A 24,115-nucleotide genomic window follows, 5' to 3' on the forward strand; every position below is an offset into this window, starting at 1 on the left:
CGGGATCGATTCTCCGACCTGGGGAGCTGTGGGATGAGCGGGACTGGTCGTGCGGGCAAGGGCCGCGGACGGCTCGGCAACAGGCTGTCGGGCCTGGTCGTGGCCCTCGGCTGCGTGCTCTTCCTCGGCGGGTTCGCCTGGGGCGCGATCGTCTACCGGCCCTACACCGTGCCGACCGACTCCATGTCGCCCACCATCGTCGCCGGTGACCGGGTCCTCGCCCAGCGCGTCGACGGCGCCGACATCCGGCGCGGCGACGTCGTCGTCTTCCGCCAGCAGAGCTGGGGCAACATGCCGCTGGTCAAGCGGGTCGTGGCGGTCGGCGGCGACACCGTGGCCTGCTGCACCGACGGCAAGCTGACCGTCGACGGCAAGCAGATCGAGGAGTCCTACCTCGCCAAGGGCCAGCCCGCCGAGTCCAAGAAGATCCCCACGATCACGGTCCCCGAGGACCGGCTGTTCCTGCTCGGCGACGAGCGCAGCGGCTCCCTGGACTCCTCCGCCCACCTCACGGAGGCCTTCAGCGGCACGGTGCCCCGCAGCGCGGTGGACGCCCGCGTGGACGCCGTGGTGTGGCCGATGAACGGCATGCTGCCCCGCCCGACGGGCTTCCAGGCCCTCGGCCCCGTCTCGTCGCCCGGGCCGCTGTGGCGGATCCTCGGCGTGATCGTGGCGGGAGCGGTGCTGGTGCTGGGCGGAGCGGCCTACGGGCCGATCGCCGGACTCACGGGACGCAAGCGGGGCACCGCGGTGCGGACGGAGCCGGCCGGTGTCCGCTGAGGTCCCCTCGCCCGCACCCGCTTCGCCGCACGAGCCGGGCGCCGTCGGACCGCGCAAGGTGGCCCGCGTGGTGCTGCTGGACCCCGACGACCGCATCCTGCTGCTGCACGGCCACGAACCGGAGGACCCGGCGGACGACTGGTGGTTCACCCCCGGCGGCGGTGTGGAGGGCGACGAGACGCGCGAGCAGGCCGCGCTGCGGGAACTCGCCGAGGAAACCGGTGTCACGGACGTCGAACTCGGCCCCGTACTGTGGCGGCGCAGATGCTCGTTCCCGTTCGCGGGCCGACGCTGGGACCAGGACGAGTGGTACTACCTGGCCCGTACGACCCAGACGGCCACGGCCGCGCTGAACCTCACGGAACTGGAAAAGCGCAGTGTCGCGGGAGCACGGTGGTGGACGTGCGGAGAACTGGCCGAGGCACATGAGACGGTGTATCCGAAGAGACTCGCCGAGCTGCTGCGCGCACTGCTCGACGAAGGTCCCCCTGCCGGACCTGTGACCCTGGACACGGAAATCGTCTAGGGCCCCGCAGGACTGGCGCACAATGGGGGGATCGCACGGCTGAAGGGGAACATGCCATGAGCGCCGAGGACCTCGAGAAGTACGAGACCGAGATGGAGCTCAAGCTCTACCGGGAGTACCGCGATGTCGTCGGTCTGTTCAAATACGTGATCGAGACCGAACGGCGCTTCTACCTCACCAACGACTACGAGATGCAGGTGCACTCGGTCCAGGGCGAGGTGTTCTTCGAGGTGTCCATGGCGGACGCCTGGGTGTGGGACATGTACCGGCCCGCCCGCTTCGTGAAACAGGTGCGGGTCCTCACGTTCAAGGATGTGAACATCGAGGAGCTGAACAAGAGCGACCTCGAACTGCCGGGCGGCTGACCACACCCGTGACGCCACCCGTGTGGGTGACGAAGTTTTCCACAACCGCCGAGTAGTCCACCAAGATCCACCCGGTGGACCCCGATGCGTGACGGTTGGCGCCGGAGGTGGTGCCGACATGACCACACACCAGGCACGCAGCGCACTCGGCAGGTACGGAGAAAACCTCGCCGCCCGACGCCTCACGGCGGCCGGGATGGCGATCCTGGAGCGCAACTGGCGCGACGGCAGAAGCGGCGAGATCGACATCGTGGCCACAGACGGCGACGTCCTGGTCGTCTGCGAGGTGAAGACCCGCAGGGCAGGCTCCTTCGAGCACCCGATGGCCGCCGTGACCCCCCGGAAGGCGGAGCGACTGCGCGACCTCGCCGAGCGCTGGATCCAGGCCCACGGAGGCGCCCCACCCGGAGGCGTCCGCATCGACCTGATCGGCGTCCTGCTCCCCGAGCGCGGCGCACCCACCGTCGAGCACGCACGGGGGGTGGCCTGACATGGGCTTCGCGCGCACCTGCTCCGTCGCACTCGTCGGCGTCGAAGGCGTGGTCGTCGAGGTCCAGGCCGACCTCGAACCAGGCGTGGCGGCATTCACCCTCGTCGGCCTGCCCGACAAGAGCCTCACCGAAAGCCGGGACCGGGTCCGGGCCGCGGTGGTGAACTCGGGCGGCGAATGGCCGCAGAAGAAACTCACCGTCGGACTCAGCCCCGCCTCCGTCCCCAAGGCCGGCAGCGGCTTCGACCTCGCCGTCGCCTGCGCCGTCCTCGGCGCCGCCGAACGGATCGACCCCCGAATCCTCGCCGACATCGTCATGATCGGCGAACTCGGCCTGGACGGACGGGTCCGGCCGGTCCGCGGCATCCTGCCGGCCGTCCTGGCCGCCGCCGACGCGGGCTACGAACAGGTCGTCGTACCCGAATGCGCCGCCGCCGAGGCCTCCCTCGTACCCGGCGTGTCCGTCCTAGGCGTCCGCAGCCTGCGGCAACTGATCGCCGTCCTCGCCGACGAGCCCGTACCCGACGAGGAGCCCGACGAGCAGGGCCGCCCCGACCCCCTCCTCGCCGGCCTGCGCCTACCGGGCACCGGAGCCGCCACCGGCATGCACACCACCGGCGCCGCACACCACGACACCGCCCACGACCTCGCCGACGTCGTCGGCCAGAACTCGGCGCGCACCGCCGTCGAGGTGGCCGCGGCAGGCGGCCACCACCTCTTCCTCCAAGGCCCGCCAGGCGCCGGCAAGACCATGCTCGCGGAACGGCTGCCCGCCATCCTGCCCACGCTCGACAGACAGGAGTCCCTGGAGGTGACGGCGATCCACTCGGTGGCCGGCCTGCTCCCGCCCGGCAAACCCCTCGTCGACGTCGCCCCCTACTGCGCCCCCCACCACTCGGCCACCATGCAATCCCTCGTCGGAGGCGGCCCCGGCGTCGCCCGGCCCGGCGCCGTCTCACTCGCCCACCGGGGAGTGCTCTTCCTCGACGAGACACCCGAGTTCAGCAGCCATGCCCTGGACGCCCTGCGGCAACCACTGGAGTCCGGACACGTCGTGATCGCCCGCAGCGCCGGCGTCGTGCGGTTCCCCGCCAAGTTCCTCATGGTGCTCGCCGCCAACCCCTGCCCCTGCGGACGCTTCTCCCAGCGCGACACCCGCTGCGAATGCCCGCCCTCGGCGATCCGCCGCTACCAGGCCCGGCTCTCCGGCCCCCTCCTGGACCGGGTCGACCTGCGCGTCGAAGTCGACCCGGTCACCCGCGCCGAGCTCACCGACCGCGGCGCCCGCGGCGAGACCACCGCGACCGTCGCCGACCGCGTCCGCGCGGCCAGACAGCGAGCAGCGACACGGCTGGCGGACACCCCCTGGCGAACCAACAGCGAAATCCCCGGACGCGAACTCCGCAGCCGCTGGCACGCCGCCCCCGGCGCCATGGACGAGGCCGAGCGCAGCCTGGAACGGGGCGTGCTCACCGCCCGCGGGCTCGACCGCGTACTGCGCGTGGCCTGGACCGTCGCCGACCTCATGGGCCACGACCGGCCGAACGCAGACGACGTCGCCCTGGCACTGCAACTGCGCACCGGCGTCCCGCGAGGCGTACCGATGAAGATCGGAGCGCCGGCATGACCACGAACACCCCGAACGCCGCAACGGGCAAGGACGACACCCCGGACGCCGAATCCCTCGCCCGGATCTTCCTCACCCGGATCATCGAACCCGGGGACGAGGTCGCCGGCCGCTGGCTGCGGGAGCGCGGCGCCGAGGAACTGGCCCGGCGACTGCGCACCGGCGGCCACCGACCGCCGGGCGTGACGGACAAACGGTGGGCGGGGATGCGCGCCCGGGCCGCACGAGCCGAGCCGGAACGGGACTGGGCCGCCGCCCGGGAGACCGGGACGAGGTTCGTCTGCCCCGGGACGCCCGAGTGGCCGGCCCAACTCGACGACCTCCAAGACGCACGCCCCGTCGGCCTGTGGGTGCGGGGGCGGCCCAGCCTGCGGATATGGGCCCTGAAATCCGTCGCGGTCGTCGGCGCACGGGCCTGCACCGAGTACGGCGCGCACATCGCGGGCACGCTCGGCGCCGAACTCGCCGAGCGCGGCTGGGTCGTCGTCTCGGGGGGCGCCTACGGTGTCGACGGCGCCGCCCACCGGGGCGCCCTCGGCGCAGGCGGCGCCACCGTCGCCGTCCTCGCCTGCGGCGTCGACCGGCCCTACCCGCGCGGACACAGCGGGCTGATCGGCAGGATCGCGGACCAAGGGCTGGTCGTGGGGGAGCTGCCGCCCGGGGAGCACCCGACACCGAGCCGGTTCATCGTGCGGAACAGGGTCATCGCCGCACTCACCCGCGGCACCGTCGTCGTCGAGGCCGCCCACCGCAGCGGCTCCCTGGTCACCGCGCGTGCCGCCGCGCGGCTCGGCCGCTTCGTCATGGGCGTCCCCGGACCCGTCACCAGCGGACTCTCGGCAGGCGTGCACGAACTGCTGCGCGGCGAAGCCGTGCTCGTCACCGACGCCGCGGACGTCGTGGAACTGGTCGGCGACATCGGCGAACTCGCCCCGGACCGACGCGGCCCCATCCTCCCCCGCGACCTGCTGGAACCCGCAGCCCGACGAATCCTGGCCGCGCTGCCCGCACGGGGCACCGCCACCGCGAACGACATCGCCCGCGACGCCCAGACCACCCAGGACGACGCAGTCGGGAGACTGTACGAACTCCGATCACTTGGATTCGTCGAACGACACGACGACGGCTGGAAGTTGACACGCCAGGCCATCACGGCCGGTCGACAAGATCACCCCCGGTGCTGACCGAGCGTGTGTCGGCCGTCCGGGCGACCCCCGACAGCCTTGGCGTTTCCCGCAGTTGACCCTTTCCGGCGATCACGCAGGGCTACCGACGAGGTCGCGGCAACGGCCCCACACAGCCCGTTCGCGCACGGGTGATCCGTTGCCCTTCGCACACTGCGACACCACAGTCACGCTACGCTCACGAGGTTCCGACTCAGACAGGCCATCCCGGCATCAGACCGACAGCCCACCCAGGCATCACCAGTTCACGGCAGAACGGCACAAGGCGACGAATGCCCCAGCACACCTCCGGGTCCGACCGGGCGGCGCTTCCCCCAGCCGCCCGTGACGGCGGCAGCGTGCGCCCGCCCGCTCCCTCGACGCTCGACGAGTTGTGGCGGTCGTACAAGGAGACGGGGGACGAGCGGTTGCGGGAGCAGCTCATCCTGCACTACTCACCGTTGGTGAAGTACGTGGCGGGCCGGGTCAGCGTGGGGCTGCCGGCCAACGTGGACCAGGCCGACTTCGTGTCCTCCGGGGTGTTCGGGCTGATCGACGCGATCGAGAAGTTCGACATCGACCGGGAGATCAAGTTCGAGACGTACGCCATCACCCGCATCCGGGGCGCCATGATCGACGAGCTGCGGGCGCTGGACTGGATCCCACGATCGGTACGGCAGAAGGCACGCAGCGTGGAGCGGGCGTACGCGACCCTGGAGGCGCGCCTGAGGCGGACGCCGACCGAGGCGGAGGTCGCCGCGGAGATGGGGATCGGCGTGGAAGAGCTCCATGCCGTCTTCAGCCAGTTGTCACTCGCGAACGTCGTGGCCCTGGAGGAACTGCTGCATGTGGGGGGCGAGGGCGGCGACCGGCTGAGCCTGATGGACACCCTCGAGGACACCGCCGCGGACAACCCCGTGGAGGTGGCCGAGGACCGCGAGCTGCGACGGTTCCTGGCGCGGGCGATCAACACACTGCCCGAACGGGAGAAGACCGTCGTCACGCTGTACTACTACGAGGGGCTGACCCTCGCCGAGATCGGCAACGTGCTCGGGGTGACCGAGAGCCGGGTGAGCCAGATTCACACGAAGTCGGTCCTGCAGCTACGGGCCAAGCTGGCCGCCTTCGGCCGCTGAGGCGCAATCCCGTCACCGGCGCGTGTGGCCGGAGTGACTGCCGTCCACAGCGGTGCGTCCGTACAGTGGGGGAGTGCCAAGGATTCGAGCGGCCTCCGTGGCCGAGCACCGGTCGATGCAGCGAGCCGCCCTGCTGGACGCGGCACGGTCCCTGCTGTCCGAGGGGGGCACGGAGGCGCTGACCTTCCCGGCCCTCGCCGAGCGCACGGGCCTCGCCCGCTCCTCCGTCTACGAGTACTTCCGCTCCCGCGCGGCCGTCGTCGAAGAGCTGTGCGCCGTCGACTTCCCGCTGTGGGCGGCAGAGGTCGAGGCGGCGATGGCCGCGGCGGACAGCCCCGAGGCCAAGATCGAGGCGTATGTGCGGCGGCAGCTCGCACTCGTGGGGGACCGGCGGCACCGGGCCGTGGTGGCCATCTCGGCGAGCGAACTCGACGCCGGGGCCCGCGAGAAGATCAGGGCGGCGCACGGGGGACTCGTCGCGATGATCGTCGAAGCCCTGCGCGACATGGGCCACCGTGAACCCCGACTGGCCGCCATGCTGCTCCAGGGCGTGGTGGACGCGGCGGTGCGGCGCATCGAACTGGGCGCGGCGGAGGATCCGGCGGCGATCACGGAAGTGGCGGTGACGATGGCCCTGCACGGCGTCCGGGGCTGATCCCCCTCCCCCCTCCTCCCTCCCCCTCCCCCTCCCCTCCCCGACCACCGGCCCCCAACTACGCCCCTGGTACAGGCACCACCCCCGGCACAGGCACACGCACCGACGCAGCCGCCCCCGGCACCGGCAACGGCACCCCCTCCACCGGCAGCAGCCGGGACGGCCCCGCCCGCAGCAGCCACGGTGGCAGGAGCGACAGGGGGTCCAGGTATGCGTCGCCGCGGCGCAGACCCCAGTGCAGGCAGGGGCCCGGGCAGTGGGTCGTCGGCGGTTCCAGTACGCCCAGTACGTCGCCCGGGTCCACCTCGTCCCCTTCCCGTACCGATGCGCGCACCGGCTCGTACGTCGTGCGTAGCGGGGGGTCGCCGGTTCCCGCCAGGTCGACCGAGACGACGCCTCGGCCCGCCACGAGGCCCGCGAAGGCCACCCGGCCTGCGGCGACCGCCCGTACCGGGTCTCCGGGCGCTGCCGCGAGGTCCACGCCCCGGTGGCCCGGCCCGTACGGGGCCGCCGGGGGCTCCCAGCCCCGTACGACCGTGGGCCGCACACCCACCGGCCACAGCCGGCCCACGGCGGGCACCGACCCGTCCGGACCAGGCGTGGGCGCCTCCGCGGAAGGTCCCCGTACCGAAGGCCCCCGGGCCGCCGCAGGCACCGCTGTCGACGGTCCCCGTGTCGGCGCGGGCGTCCCCGGCGCAGGCCAGCCGCCCGCCGACGCAGCCGAGGCCGGGACGGCCGCCGTGACCAGCAGCAGTGCCGTCGGCCATGAGCGCACACATCGTTTCGTTCGCATGGGAGTACCGTGCCGGACGACGGGCGGACCCTGCCGGAATCTGTGGACAACTGCCCGGTTGTGGACAGCGGCGTCACCCGCCGCCCCGCCGGTCCCGTACACTTCTTGTGGCGATCCGGGTCACCGGGTCGACTTCGCACGCCCCGACAACGGGCCCTCGCGGGCCGCTGTCAGCGCCTCCTCGGTCCTTCGCGGCACGGCGCACGCGGGCGTCAGGGACAACCGAGAAAACACAAGGAGAACGGCCATGGCCGTCGTCACGATGCGGGAGCTGCTGGAGAGCGGCGTCCACTTCGGTCACCAGACCCGTCGCTGGAACCCGAAGATGAAGCGCTTCATCTTCACCGAGCGCAACGGCATCTACATCATCGACCTGCTCCAGTCGCTGTCGTACATCGACCGCGCCTACGAGTTCGTCAAGGAGACCGTCGCCCACGGCGGCACGGTCATGTTCGTCGGCACGAAGAAGCAGGCGCAGGAGGCCATCGCCGAGCAGGCCACCCGCGTCGGCATGCCCTACGTCAACCAGCGCTGGCTGGGCGGCATGCTCACCAACTTCTCGACCGTCTACAAGCGTCTGCAGCGCCTGAAGGAGCTCGAGCAGATCGACTTCGAGGACGTCGCCTCCTCCGGTCTGACCAAGAAGGAGCTCCTGGTCCTCTCCCGTGAGAAGGCCAAGCTGGAGAAGACCCTCGGCGGTATCCGCGAGATGCAGAAGGTGCCGAGCGCCGTCTGGATCGTGGACACCAAGAAGGAGCACATCGCGGTCGGCGAGGCCCGGAAGCTCAACATCCCGGTCGTCGCCATCCTCGACACCAACTGCGACCCCGACGAGGTCGACTACAAGATCCCGGGCAACGACGACGCGATCCGCTCCGTCACCCTGCTCACCCGTGTGATCGCCGACGCCGTCGCCGAGGGCCTCATCGCCCGTTCCGGCGTGGCCGCCGAGGGCAAGGGCGAGAAGGCCGCCGGCGAGCCGCTCGCCGAGTGGGAGCGTGACCTGCTCGAGGGCGAGAAGAAGGCCGAGGAGGCCCCCGCCGCCGAGGCCGAGAAGCCGGCCGAGGCTCCGGCCGCCGAGGCTCCGGCCGCCGAGGCTCCGGCCGCCGAGGGCGAGCAGGCCTGACCTTCAGGGCCGTTCGGCTGATGTGAGGGCGGGCGGCGCCGTGCGCGCCACCCGCCGTTCATCCGCAGCCCTTAGATCTGCTTCAGGCCGACGGATCCGCATCGGCGGATCCGCAACCGGCGGCAGATCTGCGTAGCCCGTAGATCTTCGGTGGCCGCCCGCCCCGGGTCGGCGGCCGCCGCTTCGAGACTTCGAACTCCGAGAAGAGATTCACGAAAATCATGGCGAACTACACCGCCGCCGACGTCAAGAAGCTCCGTGAGCTCACGGGCGCCGGCATGATGGACTGCAAGAAGGCGCTGGACGAGGCCGAGGGCAACGTCGACAAGGCCGTCGAGGCGCTCCGCATCAAGGGCCAGAAGGGCGTCGCCAAGCGCGAGGGCCGCTCCGCCGAGAACGGCGCCGTGGTCTCCATCATCGCCGACGACAACTCCTCCGGTGTCCTCGTCGAGCTGAAGTGCGAGACCGACTTCGTCGCCAAGGGCGAGAAGTTCCAGGCCGTCGCCCAGGCGATCGCCGAGCACGTCGCCAAGACCTCCCCGGCCGACCTCGAGGCTCTGCTCGCCTCCGAGATCGAGCCCGGCAAGACCGTGCAGGCGTACGTCGACGAGGCCAACGCCAACCTCGGCGAGAAGATCGTCCTCGACCGCTTCGCGCAGTTCGCCGACGGCTACGTGTCGGCGTACATGCACCGCACGATGCCCGACCTGCCGTTCCAGATCGGTGTGCTCGTCGAGCTCGACAAGCCGAACGCCGAGGTCGCCAAGGGCGTCGCCCAGCACATCGCCGCCTTCGCGCCGAAGTACCTCTCCAAGGAGGACGTCCCGGCCGAGGTCGTCGAGTCCGAGCGCCGCATCGCCGAGGAGACCACCCGCGCCGAGGGCAAGCCCGAGGCCGCCCTGCCGAAGATCGTCGAGGGTCGCCTCAACGGCTTCTTCAAGGACGCCACGCTGCTCGGCCAGCCCTACGCGCTGGACAACAAGAAGTCCGTCCAGAAGGTCCTGGAAGAGGCCGGTGTCACCCTGAAGCGCTTCACGCGCATCAAGGTCGGCATCTGAGTCCGGACCGCGATCGACGCGCGACCCCGGTAGGGTCGAAAGCAGTCGTCTGCGCGCTTGCGTAGGCCGACCCGCACACGCGCGTGGCGGACGACAGCAGATCTGACGAGGAGGCCATTGCCGCGCATGGGATGCGAAACACGCCCCACCGGCAATGGCCTTCTTCGTATGTGCACCACGAGGAGATCTCCATGACCACCAAGGCCGAGAAGAGCGACGACGGCAAAGTTCGCGGCCGGTTTCTGCTGAAGCTGTCCGGAGAGGCGTTCTCCGGCGGCACCGGACTCGGCGTCGACCCGGACGTGGTGCACGCCATCGCCCGGGAGATCGCGGCCGTGGTGCGCGACGGATCCCAGATCGCCGTCGTCATCGGCGGCGGCAACTTCTTCCGCGGCGCGGAACTCCAGCAGCGCGGCATGGACCGGGCCCGCTCCGACTACATGGGCATGCTGGGCACGGTCATGAACTGCCTCGCCCTCCAGGACTTCCTGGAGAAGGAGGGCATCGACTCGCGCGTGCAGACCGCCATCACCATGGGCCAGGTCGCCGAGCCGTACATCCCGCTGCGCGCCGTGCGCCATCTGGAGAAGGGCCGCGTGGTCATCTTCGGCGCCGGTATGGGCATGCCGTACTTCTCCACCGACACCACCGCCGCCCAGCGCGCCCTCGAGATCGACGCCGAGGCGCTGCTGATGGGTAAGAACGGTGTGGACGGCGTCTACGACTCCGACCCGAAGACCAACCCCGAGGCCGTCAAGTTCGACTCGCTCAGCTACGGCGAGGTCATCACCCGCGATCTGAAGGTCGCCGACATGACCGCGATCACGCTGTGCCGGGACAACAAGCTGCCCATCCTCGTCTTCGAGCTGCTGGCTGAGGGCAATATCGCCCGGGCGGTCAAGGGTGAGAAGATCGGCACACTCGTGGGTGACCAAGGCGGCCGGGAGTGACCGGAGGCAGACCCGTCGGGGGTGAACCCCGTCCGGGCGAGGGACCCTGACCGGGGGATGGACAATGTCCTGCCGGTCGGGAACCGTGCAGGAAGAAGACGCGACGCAGCCGGCCGCAGACCGATGAGGACCGTTGCCGGGCCTACTCAAGACACGCAGGAGCAAGTGGTGATCGAAGAGACCCTCCTCGAGGCCGAGGAGAAGATGGAGAAGGCCGTCGTGGTCGCCAAGGAGGACTTCGCCGCGATCCGCACCGGTCGTGCGCACCCGGCGATGTTCAACAAGATCGTGGCCGACTACTACGGCGCACCGACGCCGATCAACCAGCTGGCCTCGTTCTCGGTGCCGGAACCGCGTATGGCCGTGGTGACGCCGTTCGACAAGAGCGCGCTGCGCAACATCGAGCAGGCGATCCGCGACTCCGACCTGGGCGTCAACCCGAGCAATGACGGCAACATCATCCGTGTGGTGTTCCCCGAGCTCACCGAGGAGCGGCGCCGCGAGTACATCAAGGTCGCCAAGGGCAAGGGCGAGGACGCCAAGGTCTCGATCCGCTCCGTGCGCCGCAAGGCCAAGGACGCCATCGACAAGCTCGTCAAGGACGGCGAGGTCGGCGAGGACGAGGGCCGCCGTGCGGAGAAGGAGCTCGACGACACCACCGCGAAGTACGTCGCCCAGGTGGACGAGCTGCTCAAGCACAAGGAAGCGGAGCTGCTCGAGGTCTGATGAACGACTCTTCCTGGGGGGCGCCGCCACAGGCCGGGTACTGGGGGCCCACCGATCAGGGGCCTGGCCAGGGCCTCGGCCCGGCGGGTCCCGCGTACGATGCGCATGACGCCCAGCAGACTCGCCCCATGCCCATCGTGCCCGAGGTACCCGCACCCGGCGGAGACCAGGATGACGACCGGGGGGCCGCCGCCCGTCGACGCGGCCCCCTGTTCCGCGACGAGACGCCGCAGGTGCCGTCCCCGTGGACGGCGCCGCAGAATACGGAACCGATGCCCGACGCCCCGCAGCCGGCACCCGCACCGCAGAAGAAGAGTGCGGGCCGTGACCTGGGCGCGGCCATAGGGGTCGGCGTCGGGCTCGGCGTCGTGATCGTCGCCTCGCTGTTCATCGTCAAGGGCGTGTTCGTCGGCGTCATAGCGGTCGCCGTCGTGGTGGGCCTGTGGGAGCTGACGAAACGGCTGGAGGAACGCAAGGGCATCAAGGCGCCCCTGGTGCCGCTCGCCGTCGGCGGCGCGGCGATGGTCGTCGCCGGGTATGTGCGGGGCGCCGAAGGAGCCTGGGTGGCGATGGCGCTCACCGCGCTGGCCACCCTGGTGTGGCGCATGACGGAACCGCCGGACGGCTACCTCAGGGATGTCACGGCGGGTGTGTTCGCCGCGTTCTACGTGCCGTTCCTGGCCACCTTCGTCGCCATGATGCTCACGGCCGGCGACGGCCCGCGGCGCGTCCTGACCTTCCTCCTCCTGACGGTCGTCAGTGACACGGGCGCGTACGCGATCGGCTGGCGCTTCGGCCGGCACAAGCTCGCGCCGCGCATCAGTCCCGGCAAGACCCGCGAAGGGCTCATCGGGGCGGTCACGTTCGCGATGGGCGCGGGCGCGCTGTGCATGCAGTTCCTGATCGACGGCGGCTCCTGGTGGCAGGGCCTGGTGCTGGGCCTCGCGGTCGCGGCCAGCGCCACCCTCGGCGACCTGGGCGAGTCCATGATCAAACGAGACCTGGGCATCAAGGACATGGGCACCCTGCTGCCGGGCCACGGCGGCATCATGGACCGGCTGGACTCGCTGCTTCCCACGGCGCCGGTGGTGTGGCTGCTGATGGTCCTGTTCGTAGGGTCGTCCTGACCTGCGCCGACCGGACAGAGGGGCGCGTCGTCCACAGGACGGCGGGCCCCTCTGTCCCGTCGTGCCCGTCAGACGTACCCACCTGTGAAGGTCTGCTGATGAAGGGTCGGGTTTCCTGACCAGGCCTTGCGGGCCCCCGTTGCCGTGACATAACTACATGCGGCATGAACCTTTTCGGCCGCTCCCCACTCCGACGCGCGGCGGCTCCCGCCGCACCCGTGGCCCCCGGTGCCCCGCTGAGCCCCACCGCCCCGGCGCATCCCGGTGCCGGAGCTCTGCCCGACCCCGGCCTGGAGGCTCTCAGCGGAGAGTGGATGATCGACCCGGCGCACAGCAGGATCGGGTTCTCCGTGCGGCACGCCATGGTGACGACGGTGCGCGGCGCCTTCACGGAGTACGACAGCCGCCTCTACTTCGACGGCCGCAACCCCGCCCGCTCCCGTGCCGACATCGCGCTGTTCACCGCGAGCGTCGACACCGGTGTGGAGCAGCGCGACGCCCACCTGGTCGGCCGTGACTTCCTGGACGCCGCGACATACCCGCGGATGATCTTCACGAGCACGGCGGTGCACCTCGCGGGCAAGGACGTCTACCGCATGACCGGTGACCTCACGATCAAGGACACCACCCGCCCCGTCGACCTCGAACTCACCTACATCGGCCACGTGACCGACCCGTTCGGCTACGAGCGCGTCGGCTTCGACGGCACCACCACCATCAACCGTTCCGACTGGGGCCTGACCTACAACGCCAGGCTCGCCGAGGGCGGCGCCATGGTGAGCGAGAAGGTCCGCCTCCAGTTCGACATCGCCGCCATCCGCGCCACGGGCTGAAGGGGCCCACGGCCCGCCCGACAGGCGCCCGAGGCGGCCCGCACGGCCCCGCGGGCTCGACGGCATCGGGTGCGCGCGTACACCCGCAGCGTCAGCCCAGGGTCGGAGTGCCCGAGGTACTCGCTCACGGCCTTGATGCTCTCGCCCGCGTCGAGCAGGACCGAGGCGTAGAAGTGCCTCAGCGCGTGCATGCCGTGCTCACGAGCGGACTCGTACTTGCCGTCCCCATCGGCCTCCGAGATCAAGCACCCGGCTGCGCTGCCGCTCCGCCGGGCGCGCTTCCCGGCTCCGCTGCGCGCTGCGCTCCTGCCTTCGGCCCGCTCCGCGTACGCTCCGCGCACGCTGCGCCGACGCGCGCCCACGTGAGAGTGGCCCCACCGCACCGATGAGGCCATCCGGCGGAACTCCCAGAACTCCCGCACACACGAATCGCGGAGGGCCTGGCGGCGGTGCGGTGCCGCGCGACTTCATCGACATGACATGAGGGCGCACGTCGGCGCCCTCATGCCCTTGCGGTGTGCCGTACCACGCCTCAGTCCGAGCAGGGCGTGCCAACTCCTGGCCGCTGGCCGAGGGTGACGTGCCCGAAGCGGCTGTCGCACACGCACGGTGTGATGGTCGCCGTGAACGACCCGCTGTTGTCAGAGTCGACGTTGTCGTTCACGGCGAGGTAGAGCTCTCCGCTCCCCACCAGGGTCGTCGGGCCCGCCCCGATGTAGTGCCAGGGCCCGTTGCCGATCCGGGCGATGAGCGACCAGGCCGGGACACCCGGCAACGGGAAGTCCGAGCCCGCGAGCGTCGTGCTGATGCCCCACGGACTTTCGGTCGTGGTGGTGTTGCGCTGGATCGCGATTGTTCCAGTCGCCGTGATCTTCACGGCACTGCGCACGCACACACCTGTGTCGATCACGCCCGTGGCGCCGGGGATCCCAGCCGGGCCGGCCGTGGCCGGGACCTGGACTGTGGTGCTCGGGGCGGAGGATTGGGTGATAGGGCACGCGGACTGCACGGTACGGTGCCCGGCTGCCGCGGCGGAACCCGGGGCCACCGCCAGCGTGAGCGCCATCGCGGCGGGGACACACAGCCGCCCGCGGTGGGCCGCGGCCCGTGCAACGGTCTTGAGAAGGGTTCTTGCGTTCATCCGCCAAGACTCCTGAGGGGTGAGGGGATGCATCAGCGACCCCAGTAGCGCATGACACAGGGGCAGGGACGTGACACGGCTCGACGCAACGGAACGTAATCAGCCGAACAGCTCAATCACCGAATGCCGTTGTCCTCACACGCTCCCGGTCACAGCCCATGAGGGCGGACTCGCCCCAGAAGGTACGTATAGACGGTGTGCCGAACGCCATGGCGCTGGCGGAGATCACGGCCATGCCGCCCGGGATGGACCTCCCGGCCCTCGGGGCCTTCGTCAGTGGGGAGGTCATCTGGCACGCCGCCCACAACCACCAGGTCAAGGTCCGGCTCGATGAGTGGCTGACGGTCGACGAGTGATCTCCGCTGGGCCGTCCCTGGGCCGCCCGAGGCCGCTCAGCGGCGACCGGTGACGACTACTGACGACAGTCGTAGCGAGCGACAGCCGCAGGTCACCCGATTGGATCTGCGACACTGGTTGAGCCATGCCTAAGCCCGGAGAACTCACTTTCGTCGCCCCGCGCGGAGCCAAGACGCCGCCGCGGCATCTCGCCGATCTCTCGCCCGCCGAGCGCAAGGAGGCGGTCGCCGCGATCGGTGAGAAGCCGTTCCGCGCCAAGCAGCTCTCGCAGCACTACTTCGCGCGGTTCGCGCACGCGCCGGAGCAGTGGACCGACATCCCCGCGCCGTCGCGCGCCAAGCTCCAGGAGGCGCTGCTCCCGGAGCTGATGACGGTCGTGCGGCACCTCTCCACGGATCAGGGCACCACCCGCAAGACGCTGTGGCGGCTGTTCGACGGCACGCTCGTCGAGTCCGTGCTGATGCGCTACCCCGACCGGGTCACCATGTGCATCAGCTCCCAGGCGGGCTGCGGCATGAACTGCCCGTTCTGCGCCACCGGCCAGGCGGGCCTGGACCGGAACCTGTCGACCGCCGAGATCGTGCACCAGATCGTGGACGGCATGCGCGCGCTGCGCGACGGCGAGATCCCCGGCGGGCCGGCGCGGCTGTCCAACATCGTCTTCATGGGCATGGGCGAGCCCCTGGCGAACTACAAGCGTGTCGTCGGCGCCGTCCGCGCCCTCACCGACCCCGCGCCGGACGGGTTGGGCCTCTCGCAGCGCGGCATCACCGTCTCCACCGTCGGACTGGTCCCGGCCATCCACCGGTTCGCCGACGAGGGCTTCAAGTGCCGTCTCGCCATCTCGCTGCACGCCCCGGACGACGAGCTGCGTGACACGCTCGTCCCCGTCAACACGCGGTGGAAGGTGCGCGAGGTCCTCGACGCCGGGTTCGACTACGTCGAGAAGTCCGGGCGCCGGCTGTCCATCGAGTACGCCCTGATCCGCGACATCAACGACCAGGCGTGGCGCGGCGACCTGCTGGGCCGGCTGCTCAAGGGCAAGCCCGTGCACGTCAATCTGATCCCGCTGAACCCGACGCCCGGCTCCAAGTGGACCGCCTCCCGGCCCGAGGACGAGAAGGCGTTCGTCGACGCGATCGCCGCCCATGGTGTACCGGTGACGATCCGGGACACCCGGGGACAGGAGATCGACGGGGCGTGCGGTCAGCTCGCCGCGACCGAGCGGTAGTCTGAGGGCCGTCAGTCAGTACGTACATCTTCATATTCCGACAGGGGAGCGCCACAGCGCTGAGAGTGCGGTAGCGACCGCAGACCCTCTGAACCTCGCCCAGGTCATTCTGGGTAGGGAGTTCGGTCTTCACTCGAGCTGTTGCGCCCTGCCCGGGAACCGCCGCAAGGTCCCGGGCAGGGCCGCGTCTCTTCCTGGTCACCCCCAGGAGGAATCCAGTTGAGCATCACCGGTAAGCAGTTCGCGGCCGTGGCCGTCGGGCTGGGCATGGTCGCGCTGTCCGCGTGCGGATCGTCCGGTTCCGCAAGCGGGAGCGGAGGCGACTCCAAGACCGTGACCCTGGTCAGCCACGACTCGTGGGCCGCCTCGAAGAGCGTCATCGCCGCGTTCGAGAAGCAGTCCGGCTACACCGTCAAGGTCCTCAAGGACGGTGACGCGGGCCAGGCCGTCAACAAGGCGATCCTCACCAAGGACAACCCGCAGGGCGACGTCTTCTTCGGCGTCGACAACACGCTGCTGTCGAGGGCTCTCGACAACGGCCTGTTCCAGCCGTACCAGGCCAAGGGACTGGACCAGGTCGGCGCCCCGTACCGGCTGGACGGGGACAAGCACCGGGTCACGCCCGTCGACTACGGCGACATCTGCGTCAACTACGACAAGAAGTACTTCGCCGACCACAAGCTGGCCCCGCCGGCCTCCTTCGACGACCTCGTCAAGCCCCAGTACAAGAACCTCCTCGTCACCGAGAACGCCGCCACCTCCTCGCCCGGCCTCGGCTTCCTGCTCGGCACCGCCGCCAAGTACGGGGACACCGGCTGGCCGGACTACTGGAAGAAGCTCAAGGCCAACGGCGTGAAGGTGGTCGACGGCTGGGAGCAGGCGTACGACCAGGAGTTCTCCGGGTCCGCCGGGGGCAAGAAGGCCAAGGGTGACCGGCCGCTCGTCGTCTCCTACGCCTCCTCGCCGCCCGCCGAGGTCGTCTACGCCCAGCCGCGTCCGAAGACCGCGCCGACCGGTGTCGCCACCGGCACCTGCTTCCGCCAGATCGAGTTCGCCGGTCTGCTGACGGGCGCCCGCAACACCAAGGGCGGCAAGGCGTTCCTCGACTTCCTGATCAGCAGGAGGTTCCAGGAGGACATGCCGCTCAACATGTTCGTCTACCCGGTGGTCAAGGGCGCGAAGGTGCCCGCGGAGTTCACCGAGTACGGGCCCGCCGCCGCGGACCCCGAGACCATGGCGCCCGCGAAGATCGCCGCCAGCCGTGACCAGTGGGTCAAGTCGTGGACGTCGCTCGTACTGAAGTGACCCCACGCAGGCGGGGGAGCGCGGCGCGGCTCGGGCTGATGGCCCTGCCCGTCGCGTTCTTCGCGGTCTTCTTCGCCTACCCCGTCGCCGCGATCGTCGCACGCGGTCTGAAGGTGGACGGGGCCTGGCGGCTCGGGCGGATCGTGGACGTGCTCGCACAGCCGGACATGCGGCACGTGCTGTGGTTCACCACCTGGCAGGCCCTCGCCTCCACCGCCCTGACCCTGCTGATCGCGCTGCCCGGCGCCTACGTCTTCGCCCGCTACGAGTTCCCGGGCAGGCAGGTGCTGCGCGCGGTCGTCACCGTCCCGTTCGTGCTGCCCACAGTCGTCGTCGGCACGGCGTTCCTGGCCCTGGTGGGCCGCGGCGGACTCCTCGACGACCTGTGGGGTGTCAGGCTCGACACCACCGTGTGGGCCATCCTGCTCGCCCACGTCTTCTTCAACTACGCCGTCGTCGTCCGCACGGTCGGTGGACTGTGGGCACAGCTCGACCCCCGCCAGGAGGAGGCCGCGCGCGTGCTCGGGGCCTCCCGGCTCGCGGCCTGGCGGACGGTGACACTGCCCGCGCTGGGCCCGGCCGTCGCCGCCGCCGCGCTGATGGTGTTCCTGTTCACCTTCACCTCGTTCGGCGTGGTGCAGATCCTCGGCGGCCCCGCCTTCTCCACCCTCGAGGTGGAGATCTACCGGCAGACCTCGGAGATCTTCGACCTGTCCACCGCCGCGGTGCTGACGATCGTCCAGTTCGTCGCGGTCGCCGCGATCCTCTCGGTGCACGCCTGGACCGTGCGCCGACGCGAGAGCGCGCTCAAGCTGGTCGACGCGTCGCGCACGGCGCGCAGGCCACGTGGAGCCGGTCAGTGGGCGCTGCTCGGCACGGTCCTCACCACCGTCGCCCTCCTGCTCGTCCTGCCGCTCGCCGTTCTCGTCCAACGCTCGCTCGACGCGCCCGGGTTCGCCTACTACCGGGCACTGACCCGCACCGACGACAGCACCTTCCTCGTCCCGCCCGTCGCCGCCGTCGCGAACTCCCTGCAGTACGCCGTCGCCGCCACCCTCATCGCGGTGCTGATCGGCTCGCTCGCCGCCGCGGCCCTCGCCCGCAGGGACGCGGGCCGGCTCGTACGGGGCTTCGACGCGCTGCTGATGCTGCCGCTCGGCGTGTCCGCGGTCACCGTCGGGTTCGGGTTCCTCATCGCGCTCGACAAGCCACCGCTCGACCTGCGCGGTTCCTGGATCCTGGTGCCGCTCGCGCAGGCGCTGGTCGGCGCCCCCTTCGTCGTCCGCACCATGCTGCCCGTGCTGCGGGCCGTGGACGAACGGCTGCGGGAGGCGGCCGCCGTGCTCGGGGCGTCGCCGTGGCGGGTGTGGCGCGAGGTCGATCTGCCGATCGTTCGGCGGGCGCTGCTGATCGCGGCCGGGTTCGCGTTCGCCGTGTCGCTGGGCGAGTTCGGGGCGACCGTGTTCATCGCACGGCCCGACAACCCGACGCTGCCGGTCGCCGTGGCCCGGCTGCTCGCGCGGCCCGGCGACCTCAACTACGGGCAGGCGATGGCCCTGTCGACACTCCTGATGGTGGTGTGCGCGGTGGCGCTGGGTGTCCTGGAGAGGCTGCGGACGGATCGGACGGGGGAGTTCTGACGATGCTCAGGCTGCAAGAGGCGACCGTACGCTTCGGCGGGCGGACCGCGCTGGACCGAGTGGACCTGGAGGTCGCCGAGCACGAGACCGTGTGCGTGCTCGGGCCGAGCGGAAGCGGCAAGTCGACGCTGCTGCGGGCCGTGGCCGGGCTCCAGCCCCTCGACGCGGGACGGGTCTTCCTCGACGGCCGGGACCTCGACGGGGTGCCGGCCCACCGGCGCGGGGTGGGCCTGATGTTCCAGGACCACCAGCTCTTCCCCCAGCGGGACGTGGGCGGGAACGTCGCCTTCGGGCTGCGGATGCACGGGACGCCGCGCACCGAACGGGAGGCCCGCGTCGGGGAGTTGCTCGACCTGGTCGGACTGCCGGGGGCCGCGCGCAGGGCCGTGTCCGAGCTCTCCGGCGGTGAGCAGCAGCGTGTCGCGCTCGCCCGCGCGCTCGCGCCCCGGCCGCGGCTGCTGATGCTGGACGAGCCGCTCGGCCAGCTCGACCGGTCGCTGCGCGAACGCCTGGTCGTCGAACTGCGCGAACTGTTCGGCCGGTTGGGCACGACCGTCCTCGCCGTCACCCATGACCAGGGTGAGGCCTTCGCGCTCGCCGACCGGGTCGTGGTGATGCGCGACGGGCGGATCGCCCAGTCCGGTACGCCCCTTGAGGTGTGGCAGCGGCCCGCGAACGAGTTCGTGGCGCGCTTCCTCGGCTTCGACAACCTGGTGGAGGCGAACGTCGCCGGCGAGGCCGCGGACACCCCGTGGGGCAAGCTCCCGGTCCCGGAAGGCTCCCCGCAGGGACCCGGCACGCTCCTCGTGCGTCCCGGGGGCGTACGGCTGACCGACCCCACCGCGGGCCTGCCCTGCACCGTGACCGCCCGCACCTTCCGCGGCACCCACGTCGCCGTACGCCTGCAACCGGAGAAGGCCCCCGCACTGGAGGCGGCCTGCCCACTGCGGTCGGCCCCGGAGCCCGGGGACGAGGTCGGGGTCGTCTTCGACGCGGCGGACATCGTGGTCCTCGGCGGCGCGCCCGGCACCTAGGGTGATGATCATGGCGGACTGGGAGATGCGCCCGGCGGCGGTGTCGGACGTCGAGGCGGTGGTCGAGTTGCGTGCCGTGGTGATGCGGGCGGATCTGGAACGGCTCGGGCGGTACGACGAGCAGCGGGTGCGGCAGCGGCTGCGGGACCGATTCGACCCGGCCCACACATGGGTGATCGAGGTGGGTGGTGCGTTCGCCGGCTGTGTGGCGCTGCGACCGGCCGAGGACGCCCACTGGCTGGAGCACTTCTACCTGGATCCGCAGCTTCAGGGCAGCGGTATCGGTTCGGGCGTACTGCGCGACCTGCTGGAGCGGTGCGACCGCCGCGGTGTCCTCGTCCGGCTGAACGTGCTGCAGGGCAGTCGCGCCCGCCGGTTCTACGAGCGGCACGGGTTCACGGTGGAGACCGAGGATCCGGTGGACGTGTTCATGGTTCGCCGGCCGGACTGAGGCGCAGGACGCGCAACGGCCCGCCCCGGCGAAGGGGGCGGGCCGTCGGTTCGTGCGGGTGCGGAGGCGTCAGTTGCTCTTCGACGCGCTGCCGCGGCGGCGCATGCCGAAGAACACCGCGCCGCCACCGATGACGACCAGGCCGCCGGCGATACCGGCGATCATGGGCGTGTTGGAGCTGGCGCCGGTCTCGGCGAGGTTGGAGCTGCCCGCCGCGGGCGAGGGGGAGTTGTCCCCGGTCGTGGCGGGGGCCGTGCTCTGCGCCTGCGACGGAGTGGCGGACGAGGACGGGGTGGCCGACGGGGTCGGGGTGTCCGAAGCCGGCGGGGTGGACGCGGGGGCCGACGGAGTGGTCTCCGAGGTGGCGCAGGCCTTCGACGGCGTGGTGATGTCGAGGTCGTTGTTGACGAAGCCGGGGACGTCGATGTGGACGCGGTACTTGGCGTTCGCCGCCCAGTTCTCGGAGAACGTGACGATCGCGCCGTCCTTCTTGCCGGTGACCTGCTGCTCACCGACCTTCCTCGCGTCCGAGCCGTTCTCTTCCAGGTAGACGCCGATGGTCGCCTTCTGGCCCGAGAAGTCCTTGTCGGTGACGGTGATGCTGCCCTTCCCGTTGCCGTCGCAGGACGCGACCGCCGAGAAGTCACGGATGTTGCAGGCGAGCGCGGTGTCGGCGACGCCGAGCGCGAGCGCGGCGGAGGCCGAGGCCACGCCGAGGATGCGCACCGTTCGAGCGGTGCGGGAGGATATGGACACGGTTGCCCTTCACGGGATGCGCAACTGCGGGGGGTTCAGGGGATGTTGCACTGCAACCACAGCATCCCCGAGAGGCTCACAGGTTTATAAGCGTCAGCTAAGCGCTGTCAACGCCGATGTCCGGCATGACGGGCGTCTTTACCTGCTCATTAACCGTCCGTGCGTTTGAAATACGCAGGACTGTTCACAACTCCCCGTTCTCAACCCCCCGCGTGCGCACCCTCGTTCACGAGCGGGCTCAGCCCTGCACCACCGCCGGGTCCATCCACATGACCTCCCAGGTGTGGCCGTCCGGGTCGTCGAACGCACGGCCGTACATGTGGCCGTAGTCCTGTGTCCGACCGGACACCGTGCCGCCCGCGGCCACCGCCCGGTCGACCAGTTCGTCCACCTTCTCGCGGCTCTCCGCGCTCAGGCACAGCAGCACCTCGCTGGTCCTGGTGGCGTCCGCGATCTCCTTCTCGGTGAAGTTGGCGTAGTGCTGGTGGCTCAGCATCATCGCGATGATGGTGTCGCTGATCACGACGCAGGCACAGTCGTCCGACGAGAACTGCGGGTTGATCGTGTAGCCCAGCTCCGTGAAGAACTTCTTCGACGTCTCGACGTCGGCGACGGGCAGGTTCACGAAGATCATCTGCTGGTACATCAGCGGCCTCTCTTTCACTGTGGCGGATGGACCGTACGCAGGGATGGACCGCGCGCCGACGCCGAACTCATCGCGGGGCGGGAAGAAATTTTCCGGGATCTTCTCAGCCCGTCAGCGGCAGCGCCGCGAGCTCCGCGACGGTCCAGGTCACGGGGGTGAACACCAGCGCCAGCGCGCCCGCGCGCAGCAGTGCCGCGGTGCGCAGCACGGTGGCCGGGGCGCCCAGCCGCACCAGCGCGGCGACCGTGTCGGCACGGGCCTGCCTGGCCTCCACCGCGGCCGTCGCCAGCGCAGCCACCGCGCAGCCGCCCACCACCACAGCGCCCAGCGTCGTCAGCGGCCCGGGGGCCGGGCGCGTGTCGGCGTACAGCGCCGCCATGGCGTAGAAGCCCGACGCCACCGCGCACACCACCCCGAGAGGCCGGCCGATCCGCTGCGCCTCCTCCTGAAGACCGCGCCCGGCCAGCAGCCGCACGGCTCCCGGGCGCACCGACTGCACCAGCCACCCGCACAGATGGGTGAGCGCGGGCCCGGCGAGTGCGAGCCCCAGCGCGGTCAGCGCCCATCCCGCGAGTACCGCCACCGGCCCGCCCGTGAGCCCGCCGGGCAGCGGAGCACCCGGGGCCGGACCCGGCCGGCTCGCGTGCGCCTCCACGGCGAACCCCGCGGCCAGCGCGGCCACACCCCAGGGCAGGCCCCCGGGCGGGGGCCCGGGCTCCGGTGGCTCCGGCGCCGGATCCTCGGCCGGTACGTCGGCGGAGTCGTCGGGGCCGTAGTCGTCCACATGCTGTGGCCGGCCGTCTCGCGGGCGCAGCGCCACCGCGGTCGCCAGGGACGCCGTGAGCGGCACCAGCGTCAGCAGCGTGAGCACCGCGGGCACGGGCAGGGGCTGGTCGGCGGCGAGGAGGTCCGCCGCCGCGCCGTCGAACGGCATCCCCGTCGGGTCGCCGCGCAGATGCAGGAAGGCCAGCAGGGCCAGCAGCGAACCGAGCCCGGTCGTGAAGGCCGTGGTCGTCGCCGAAAGGGCCATCAGCCGGGCCGGGCCCAGGCCGATCGCCGCCAGACCGGACCGTGGGCGGGTGCCCGGGTCCGTGCGGGCGACGGCGACCGCGAGGTACCCGGTGGCCGCGATCGGCGCCAGGCACCACGCCAGCCGCAGTGCCGAGCCGTCCGCCGCCTCCGGGTGCCCCAGGGCGTGCCCCAGCGTGCACAGCAGCAGGAAGCCCGTGCCGGTCGAGGCCGCGACGACCAGGAGCCGGCGGAGCTGGACCAGGGGGCGCGCCCCGCGGGCTAGGCGGAGAGCGAGCACGTCGGTCGGCCTTCCGTCTCGGACACCGGTGGCAGATGGACCGTGTTCACGCGCCGCCCGTCCAGCAGCGACACCGTCCGGTCGACGAGGCCGGCGGCCTGTGCCGGCTGCGTGGCCAGGACGACGGTGATGCCGTGCGAGCGGGCCGCCGTGGTGAGTGTGCGCAGTACCTGGGCGCCGTCGGCGCGGTGCAGGGACGCGGTGGGCTCGTCCGCGAAGAGCACGGTCGGGCAGGTGGCGAGCGCCCGGGCGACGGCGATCCGCTGCCGCTCCGGATGGGCCAGTTCGTGGGGGCGCTTGCGGGCGCTGTCGCCGATGTCGAGGCGTTCCAGCCACTCCAGGGCGGCCGTCTTGGCGCGGCGGCGGCTCGTGCCGCGCAGCATCAGCGGCAGCGCCGCGTTCTCCCAGGCGTTCAGCTCGGGGACGAGCATCGGAACCGGGTCGATCCAGCCGAACCGGTCGCGGCGCAGCCTCTCGCGGGTGAGCGGGCCCATGGTGTGCACGGGTGTGCTGTTGAACCAGACCTCGCCCCGCTGGGCGGGCAGCAGTCCCGCCAGACACTGCAGCAGGGTCGTCTTGCCGCTGCCGCGCGGGCCGGTGACGGCCAGGATCTCCCCCTCGCGCACCCCGAGGGAGACCCCGCGCAGCGCGGGTGAGCCGTTGTGCTGGAAGTGCAGGGAGCGTGCCCAGAGCACGTCGTTGTCCGGCGGGGCGACCATGGCGTACACCTCGGTTCAGATCCGTTTTCCCATGCCGATCCCCGTCCGGGGGGACCCGTTCGGGCGAACGACGGCAAGGGCGATCGGTCACTTCGCACGCTAGGCAGACCGCGTCGGGAGCCCGGACAGCAAACGGCCCCGGACCCCCGTTTCTCACTCGAACGGGCGGAC

The 24,115-nt window shown here is 71.1% G+C and carries 26 protein-coding genes and 1 pseudogene; 20 read left to right on the top strand and 7 right to left on the bottom strand.

Features of this window, described 5'->3' with window-relative positions:
- Positions 1 to 33 precede the first annotated feature (33 nt).
- From lepB to ACZ4SW_RS20440, 8 genes are all read left to right on the top strand, one after another.
- A complete protein-coding gene (gene lepB / locus ACZ4SW_RS20405) occupies positions 34 to 780 on the top strand; it encodes a signal peptidase I (RefSeq protein WP_468245247.1) in 747 nt (248 codons plus the stop codon).
- Positions 770 to 1,306 (top strand): NUDIX hydrolase, encoded by a 537-nt coding sequence (locus ACZ4SW_RS20410; RefSeq protein ID WP_468245251.1) that lies wholly within the window; start codon positions 770 to 772, stop codon positions 1,304 to 1,306. The genes lepB and ACZ4SW_RS20410 overlap by 11 nt, the downstream gene beginning before the upstream one ends.
- A gap of 56 nt (positions 1,307 to 1,362) precedes the next feature.
- Positions 1,363 to 1,671 (top strand): DUF2469 domain-containing protein, encoded by a 309-nt coding sequence (locus ACZ4SW_RS20415; protein WP_003965949.1) that lies wholly within the window; start codon positions 1,363 to 1,365, stop codon positions 1,669 to 1,671.
- Between the two features lie 88 nt (positions 1,672 to 1,759).
- The gene (locus ACZ4SW_RS20420) at positions 1,760 to 2,161 is read left to right on the top strand and encodes a YraN family protein (RefSeq protein ID WP_468245254.1); all 402 of its coding nucleotides are present in this window, start codon (positions 1,760 to 1,762) and stop codon (positions 2,159 to 2,161) included.
- A 1-nt stretch (position 2,162) separates the two neighbouring features.
- Positions 2,163 to 3,788: a YifB family Mg chelatase-like AAA ATPase gene (locus tag ACZ4SW_RS20425; protein ID WP_468245257.1), complete on the top strand. Its 1,626-nt coding sequence runs from the start codon at positions 2,163 to 2,165 to the stop codon at positions 3,786 to 3,788.
- Complete coding sequence (dprA, locus tag ACZ4SW_RS20430; protein WP_468245260.1) at positions 3,785 to 4,972, top strand: DNA-processing protein DprA; 1,188 nt, start codon at positions 3,785 to 3,787, stop codon at positions 4,970 to 4,972. Before ACZ4SW_RS20425 ends, dprA begins: the two co-directional genes overlap by 4 nt.
- A 272-nt stretch (positions 4,973 to 5,244) precedes the next feature.
- A complete protein-coding gene (whiG, locus tag ACZ4SW_RS20435) occupies positions 5,245 to 6,087 on the top strand; it encodes an RNA polymerase sigma factor WhiG (RefSeq protein WP_468245264.1) in 843 nt (280 codons plus the stop codon).
- A 97-nt stretch (positions 6,088 to 6,184) separates the two neighbouring features.
- The gene (locus tag ACZ4SW_RS20440; protein WP_468245850.1) at positions 6,185 to 6,742 is read left to right on the top strand and encodes a TetR/AcrR family transcriptional regulator; all 558 of its coding nucleotides are present in this window, start codon (positions 6,185 to 6,187) and stop codon (positions 6,740 to 6,742) included.
- Positions 6,743 to 6,800: 58 nt separating this feature from the next.
- On the opposite strand, the gene ACZ4SW_RS20445 is transcribed toward ACZ4SW_RS20440, so the two are convergent.
- Complete coding sequence (locus ACZ4SW_RS20445; RefSeq protein ID WP_468245267.1) at positions 6,801 to 7,535, bottom strand: murein hydrolase activator EnvC family protein; 735 nt, start codon at positions 7,533 to 7,535, stop codon at positions 6,801 to 6,803.
- 247 nt (positions 7,536 to 7,782) lie between these two features.
- On the opposite strand from ACZ4SW_RS20445, the gene rpsB reads away from it, so the two are divergent.
- From rpsB to ACZ4SW_RS20475, 6 genes are all read left to right on the top strand, one after another.
- Positions 7,783 to 8,661 (top strand): 30S ribosomal protein S2, encoded by an 879-nt coding sequence (gene rpsB, locus ACZ4SW_RS20450; RefSeq protein ID WP_263232288.1) that lies wholly within the window; start codon positions 7,783 to 7,785, stop codon positions 8,659 to 8,661.
- A 221-nt stretch (positions 8,662 to 8,882) separates the two neighbouring features.
- Positions 8,883 to 9,719 (top strand): translation elongation factor Ts, encoded by an 837-nt coding sequence (gene tsf / locus ACZ4SW_RS20455; RefSeq protein WP_388998312.1) that lies wholly within the window; start codon positions 8,883 to 8,885, stop codon positions 9,717 to 9,719.
- A gap of 191 nt (positions 9,720 to 9,910) precedes the next feature.
- The gene (pyrH, locus tag ACZ4SW_RS20460; RefSeq protein WP_103839950.1) at positions 9,911 to 10,669 is read left to right on the top strand and encodes a UMP kinase; all 759 of its coding nucleotides are present in this window, start codon (positions 9,911 to 9,913) and stop codon (positions 10,667 to 10,669) included.
- Between the two features lie 168 nt (positions 10,670 to 10,837).
- Complete coding sequence (frr, locus tag ACZ4SW_RS20465) at positions 10,838 to 11,395, top strand: ribosome recycling factor (protein WP_044388432.1); 558 nt, start codon at positions 10,838 to 10,840, stop codon at positions 11,393 to 11,395.
- Positions 11,395 to 12,522 carry a phosphatidate cytidylyltransferase gene (locus tag ACZ4SW_RS20470; RefSeq protein WP_468245277.1) on the top strand — a complete coding sequence of 376 codons (1,128 nt, stop codon included), beginning with the start codon at positions 11,395 to 11,397 and terminating at the stop codon, positions 12,520 to 12,522. Before frr ends, ACZ4SW_RS20470 begins: the two co-directional genes overlap by 1 nt.
- Positions 12,523 to 12,686: 164 nt before the next feature.
- Positions 12,687 to 13,355 carry a YceI family protein gene (locus tag ACZ4SW_RS20475; RefSeq protein ID WP_468245281.1) on the top strand — a complete coding sequence of 223 codons (669 nt, stop codon included), beginning with the start codon at positions 12,687 to 12,689 and terminating at the stop codon, positions 13,353 to 13,355.
- Positions 13,356 to 13,409: 54 nt separating this feature from the next.
- Here ACZ4SW_RS20475 and ACZ4SW_RS20480 read toward each other — a convergent pair.
- A pseudogene (locus tag ACZ4SW_RS20480) lies at positions 13,410 to 13,567 on the bottom strand (tyrosine-type recombinase/integrase); the annotation flags it as partial.
- Between the two features lie 320 nt (positions 13,568 to 13,887).
- The gene (locus ACZ4SW_RS20485; RefSeq protein WP_468245285.1) at positions 13,888 to 14,244 is read right to left on the bottom strand and encodes a hypothetical protein; all 357 of its coding nucleotides are present in this window, start codon (positions 14,242 to 14,244) and stop codon (positions 13,888 to 13,890) included.
- A 449-nt stretch (positions 14,245 to 14,693) separates the two neighbouring features.
- On the opposite strand from ACZ4SW_RS20485, the gene ACZ4SW_RS20490 reads away from it, so the two are divergent.
- The 6 genes from ACZ4SW_RS20490 to ACZ4SW_RS20515 all read left to right on the top strand — a co-directional run bounded on the left by ACZ4SW_RS20490 (position 14,694) and on the right by ACZ4SW_RS20515 (position 20,514).
- The gene (locus tag ACZ4SW_RS20490) at positions 14,694 to 14,852 is read left to right on the top strand and encodes a hypothetical protein (protein WP_468245288.1); all 159 of its coding nucleotides are present in this window, start codon (positions 14,694 to 14,696) and stop codon (positions 14,850 to 14,852) included.
- Positions 14,853 to 14,977: 125 nt separating this feature from the next.
- The gene (rlmN, locus tag ACZ4SW_RS20495) at positions 14,978 to 16,084 is read left to right on the top strand and encodes a dual-specificity RNA methyltransferase RlmN (protein ID WP_468245291.1); all 1,107 of its coding nucleotides are present in this window, start codon (positions 14,978 to 14,980) and stop codon (positions 16,082 to 16,084) included.
- A 267-nt stretch (positions 16,085 to 16,351) separates the two neighbouring features.
- Positions 16,352 to 17,389 (top strand): thiamine ABC transporter substrate-binding protein, encoded by a 1,038-nt coding sequence (locus ACZ4SW_RS20500; protein ID WP_468245854.1) that lies wholly within the window; start codon positions 16,352 to 16,354, stop codon positions 17,387 to 17,389.
- Positions 17,365 to 19,029, top strand: coding sequence for an ABC transporter permease (locus ACZ4SW_RS20505; RefSeq protein WP_468245296.1), 1,665 nt, complete (start codon positions 17,365 to 17,367; stop codon positions 19,027 to 19,029). Before ACZ4SW_RS20500 ends, ACZ4SW_RS20505 begins: the two co-directional genes overlap by 25 nt.
- A 2-nt stretch (positions 19,030 to 19,031) precedes the next feature.
- Positions 19,032 to 20,063, top strand: coding sequence for an ABC transporter ATP-binding protein (locus ACZ4SW_RS20510; protein WP_468245300.1), 1,032 nt, complete (start codon positions 19,032 to 19,034; stop codon positions 20,061 to 20,063).
- Positions 20,064 to 20,073: 10 nt separating this feature from the next.
- The gene (locus tag ACZ4SW_RS20515) at positions 20,074 to 20,514 is read left to right on the top strand and encodes a GNAT family N-acetyltransferase (RefSeq protein WP_468245304.1); all 441 of its coding nucleotides are present in this window, start codon (positions 20,074 to 20,076) and stop codon (positions 20,512 to 20,514) included.
- Positions 20,515 to 20,583: 69 nt separating this feature from the next.
- Here ACZ4SW_RS20515 and ACZ4SW_RS20520 read toward each other — a convergent pair whose 3' ends face one another.
- The 4 genes from ACZ4SW_RS20520 to ACZ4SW_RS20535 form a co-directional block, all read right to left on the bottom strand.
- The gene (locus ACZ4SW_RS20520) at positions 20,584 to 21,270 is read right to left on the bottom strand and encodes an LAETG motif-containing sortase-dependent surface protein (RefSeq protein WP_468245308.1); all 687 of its coding nucleotides are present in this window, start codon (positions 21,268 to 21,270) and stop codon (positions 20,584 to 20,586) included.
- 238 nt (positions 21,271 to 21,508) lie between these two features.
- Positions 21,509 to 21,916, bottom strand: coding sequence for a VOC family protein (locus tag ACZ4SW_RS20525; protein WP_468245312.1), 408 nt, complete (start codon positions 21,914 to 21,916; stop codon positions 21,509 to 21,511).
- Between the two features lie 103 nt (positions 21,917 to 22,019).
- On the bottom strand, positions 22,020 to 23,225 hold the full coding sequence (locus tag ACZ4SW_RS20530) for a hypothetical protein (RefSeq protein WP_468245316.1): 1,206 nt from the start codon (positions 23,223 to 23,225) through the stop codon (positions 22,020 to 22,022).
- The gene (locus ACZ4SW_RS20535; RefSeq protein WP_468245320.1) at positions 23,207 to 23,944 is read right to left on the bottom strand and encodes an ABC transporter ATP-binding protein; all 738 of its coding nucleotides are present in this window, start codon (positions 23,942 to 23,944) and stop codon (positions 23,207 to 23,209) included. The genes ACZ4SW_RS20530 and ACZ4SW_RS20535 overlap by 19 nt, the downstream gene beginning before the upstream one ends.
- Positions 23,945 to 24,115: the final 171 nt, after the last annotated feature.

The sequence above is a fragment of the Streptomyces sp. NPDC028331 genome, from assembly GCF_055565775.1.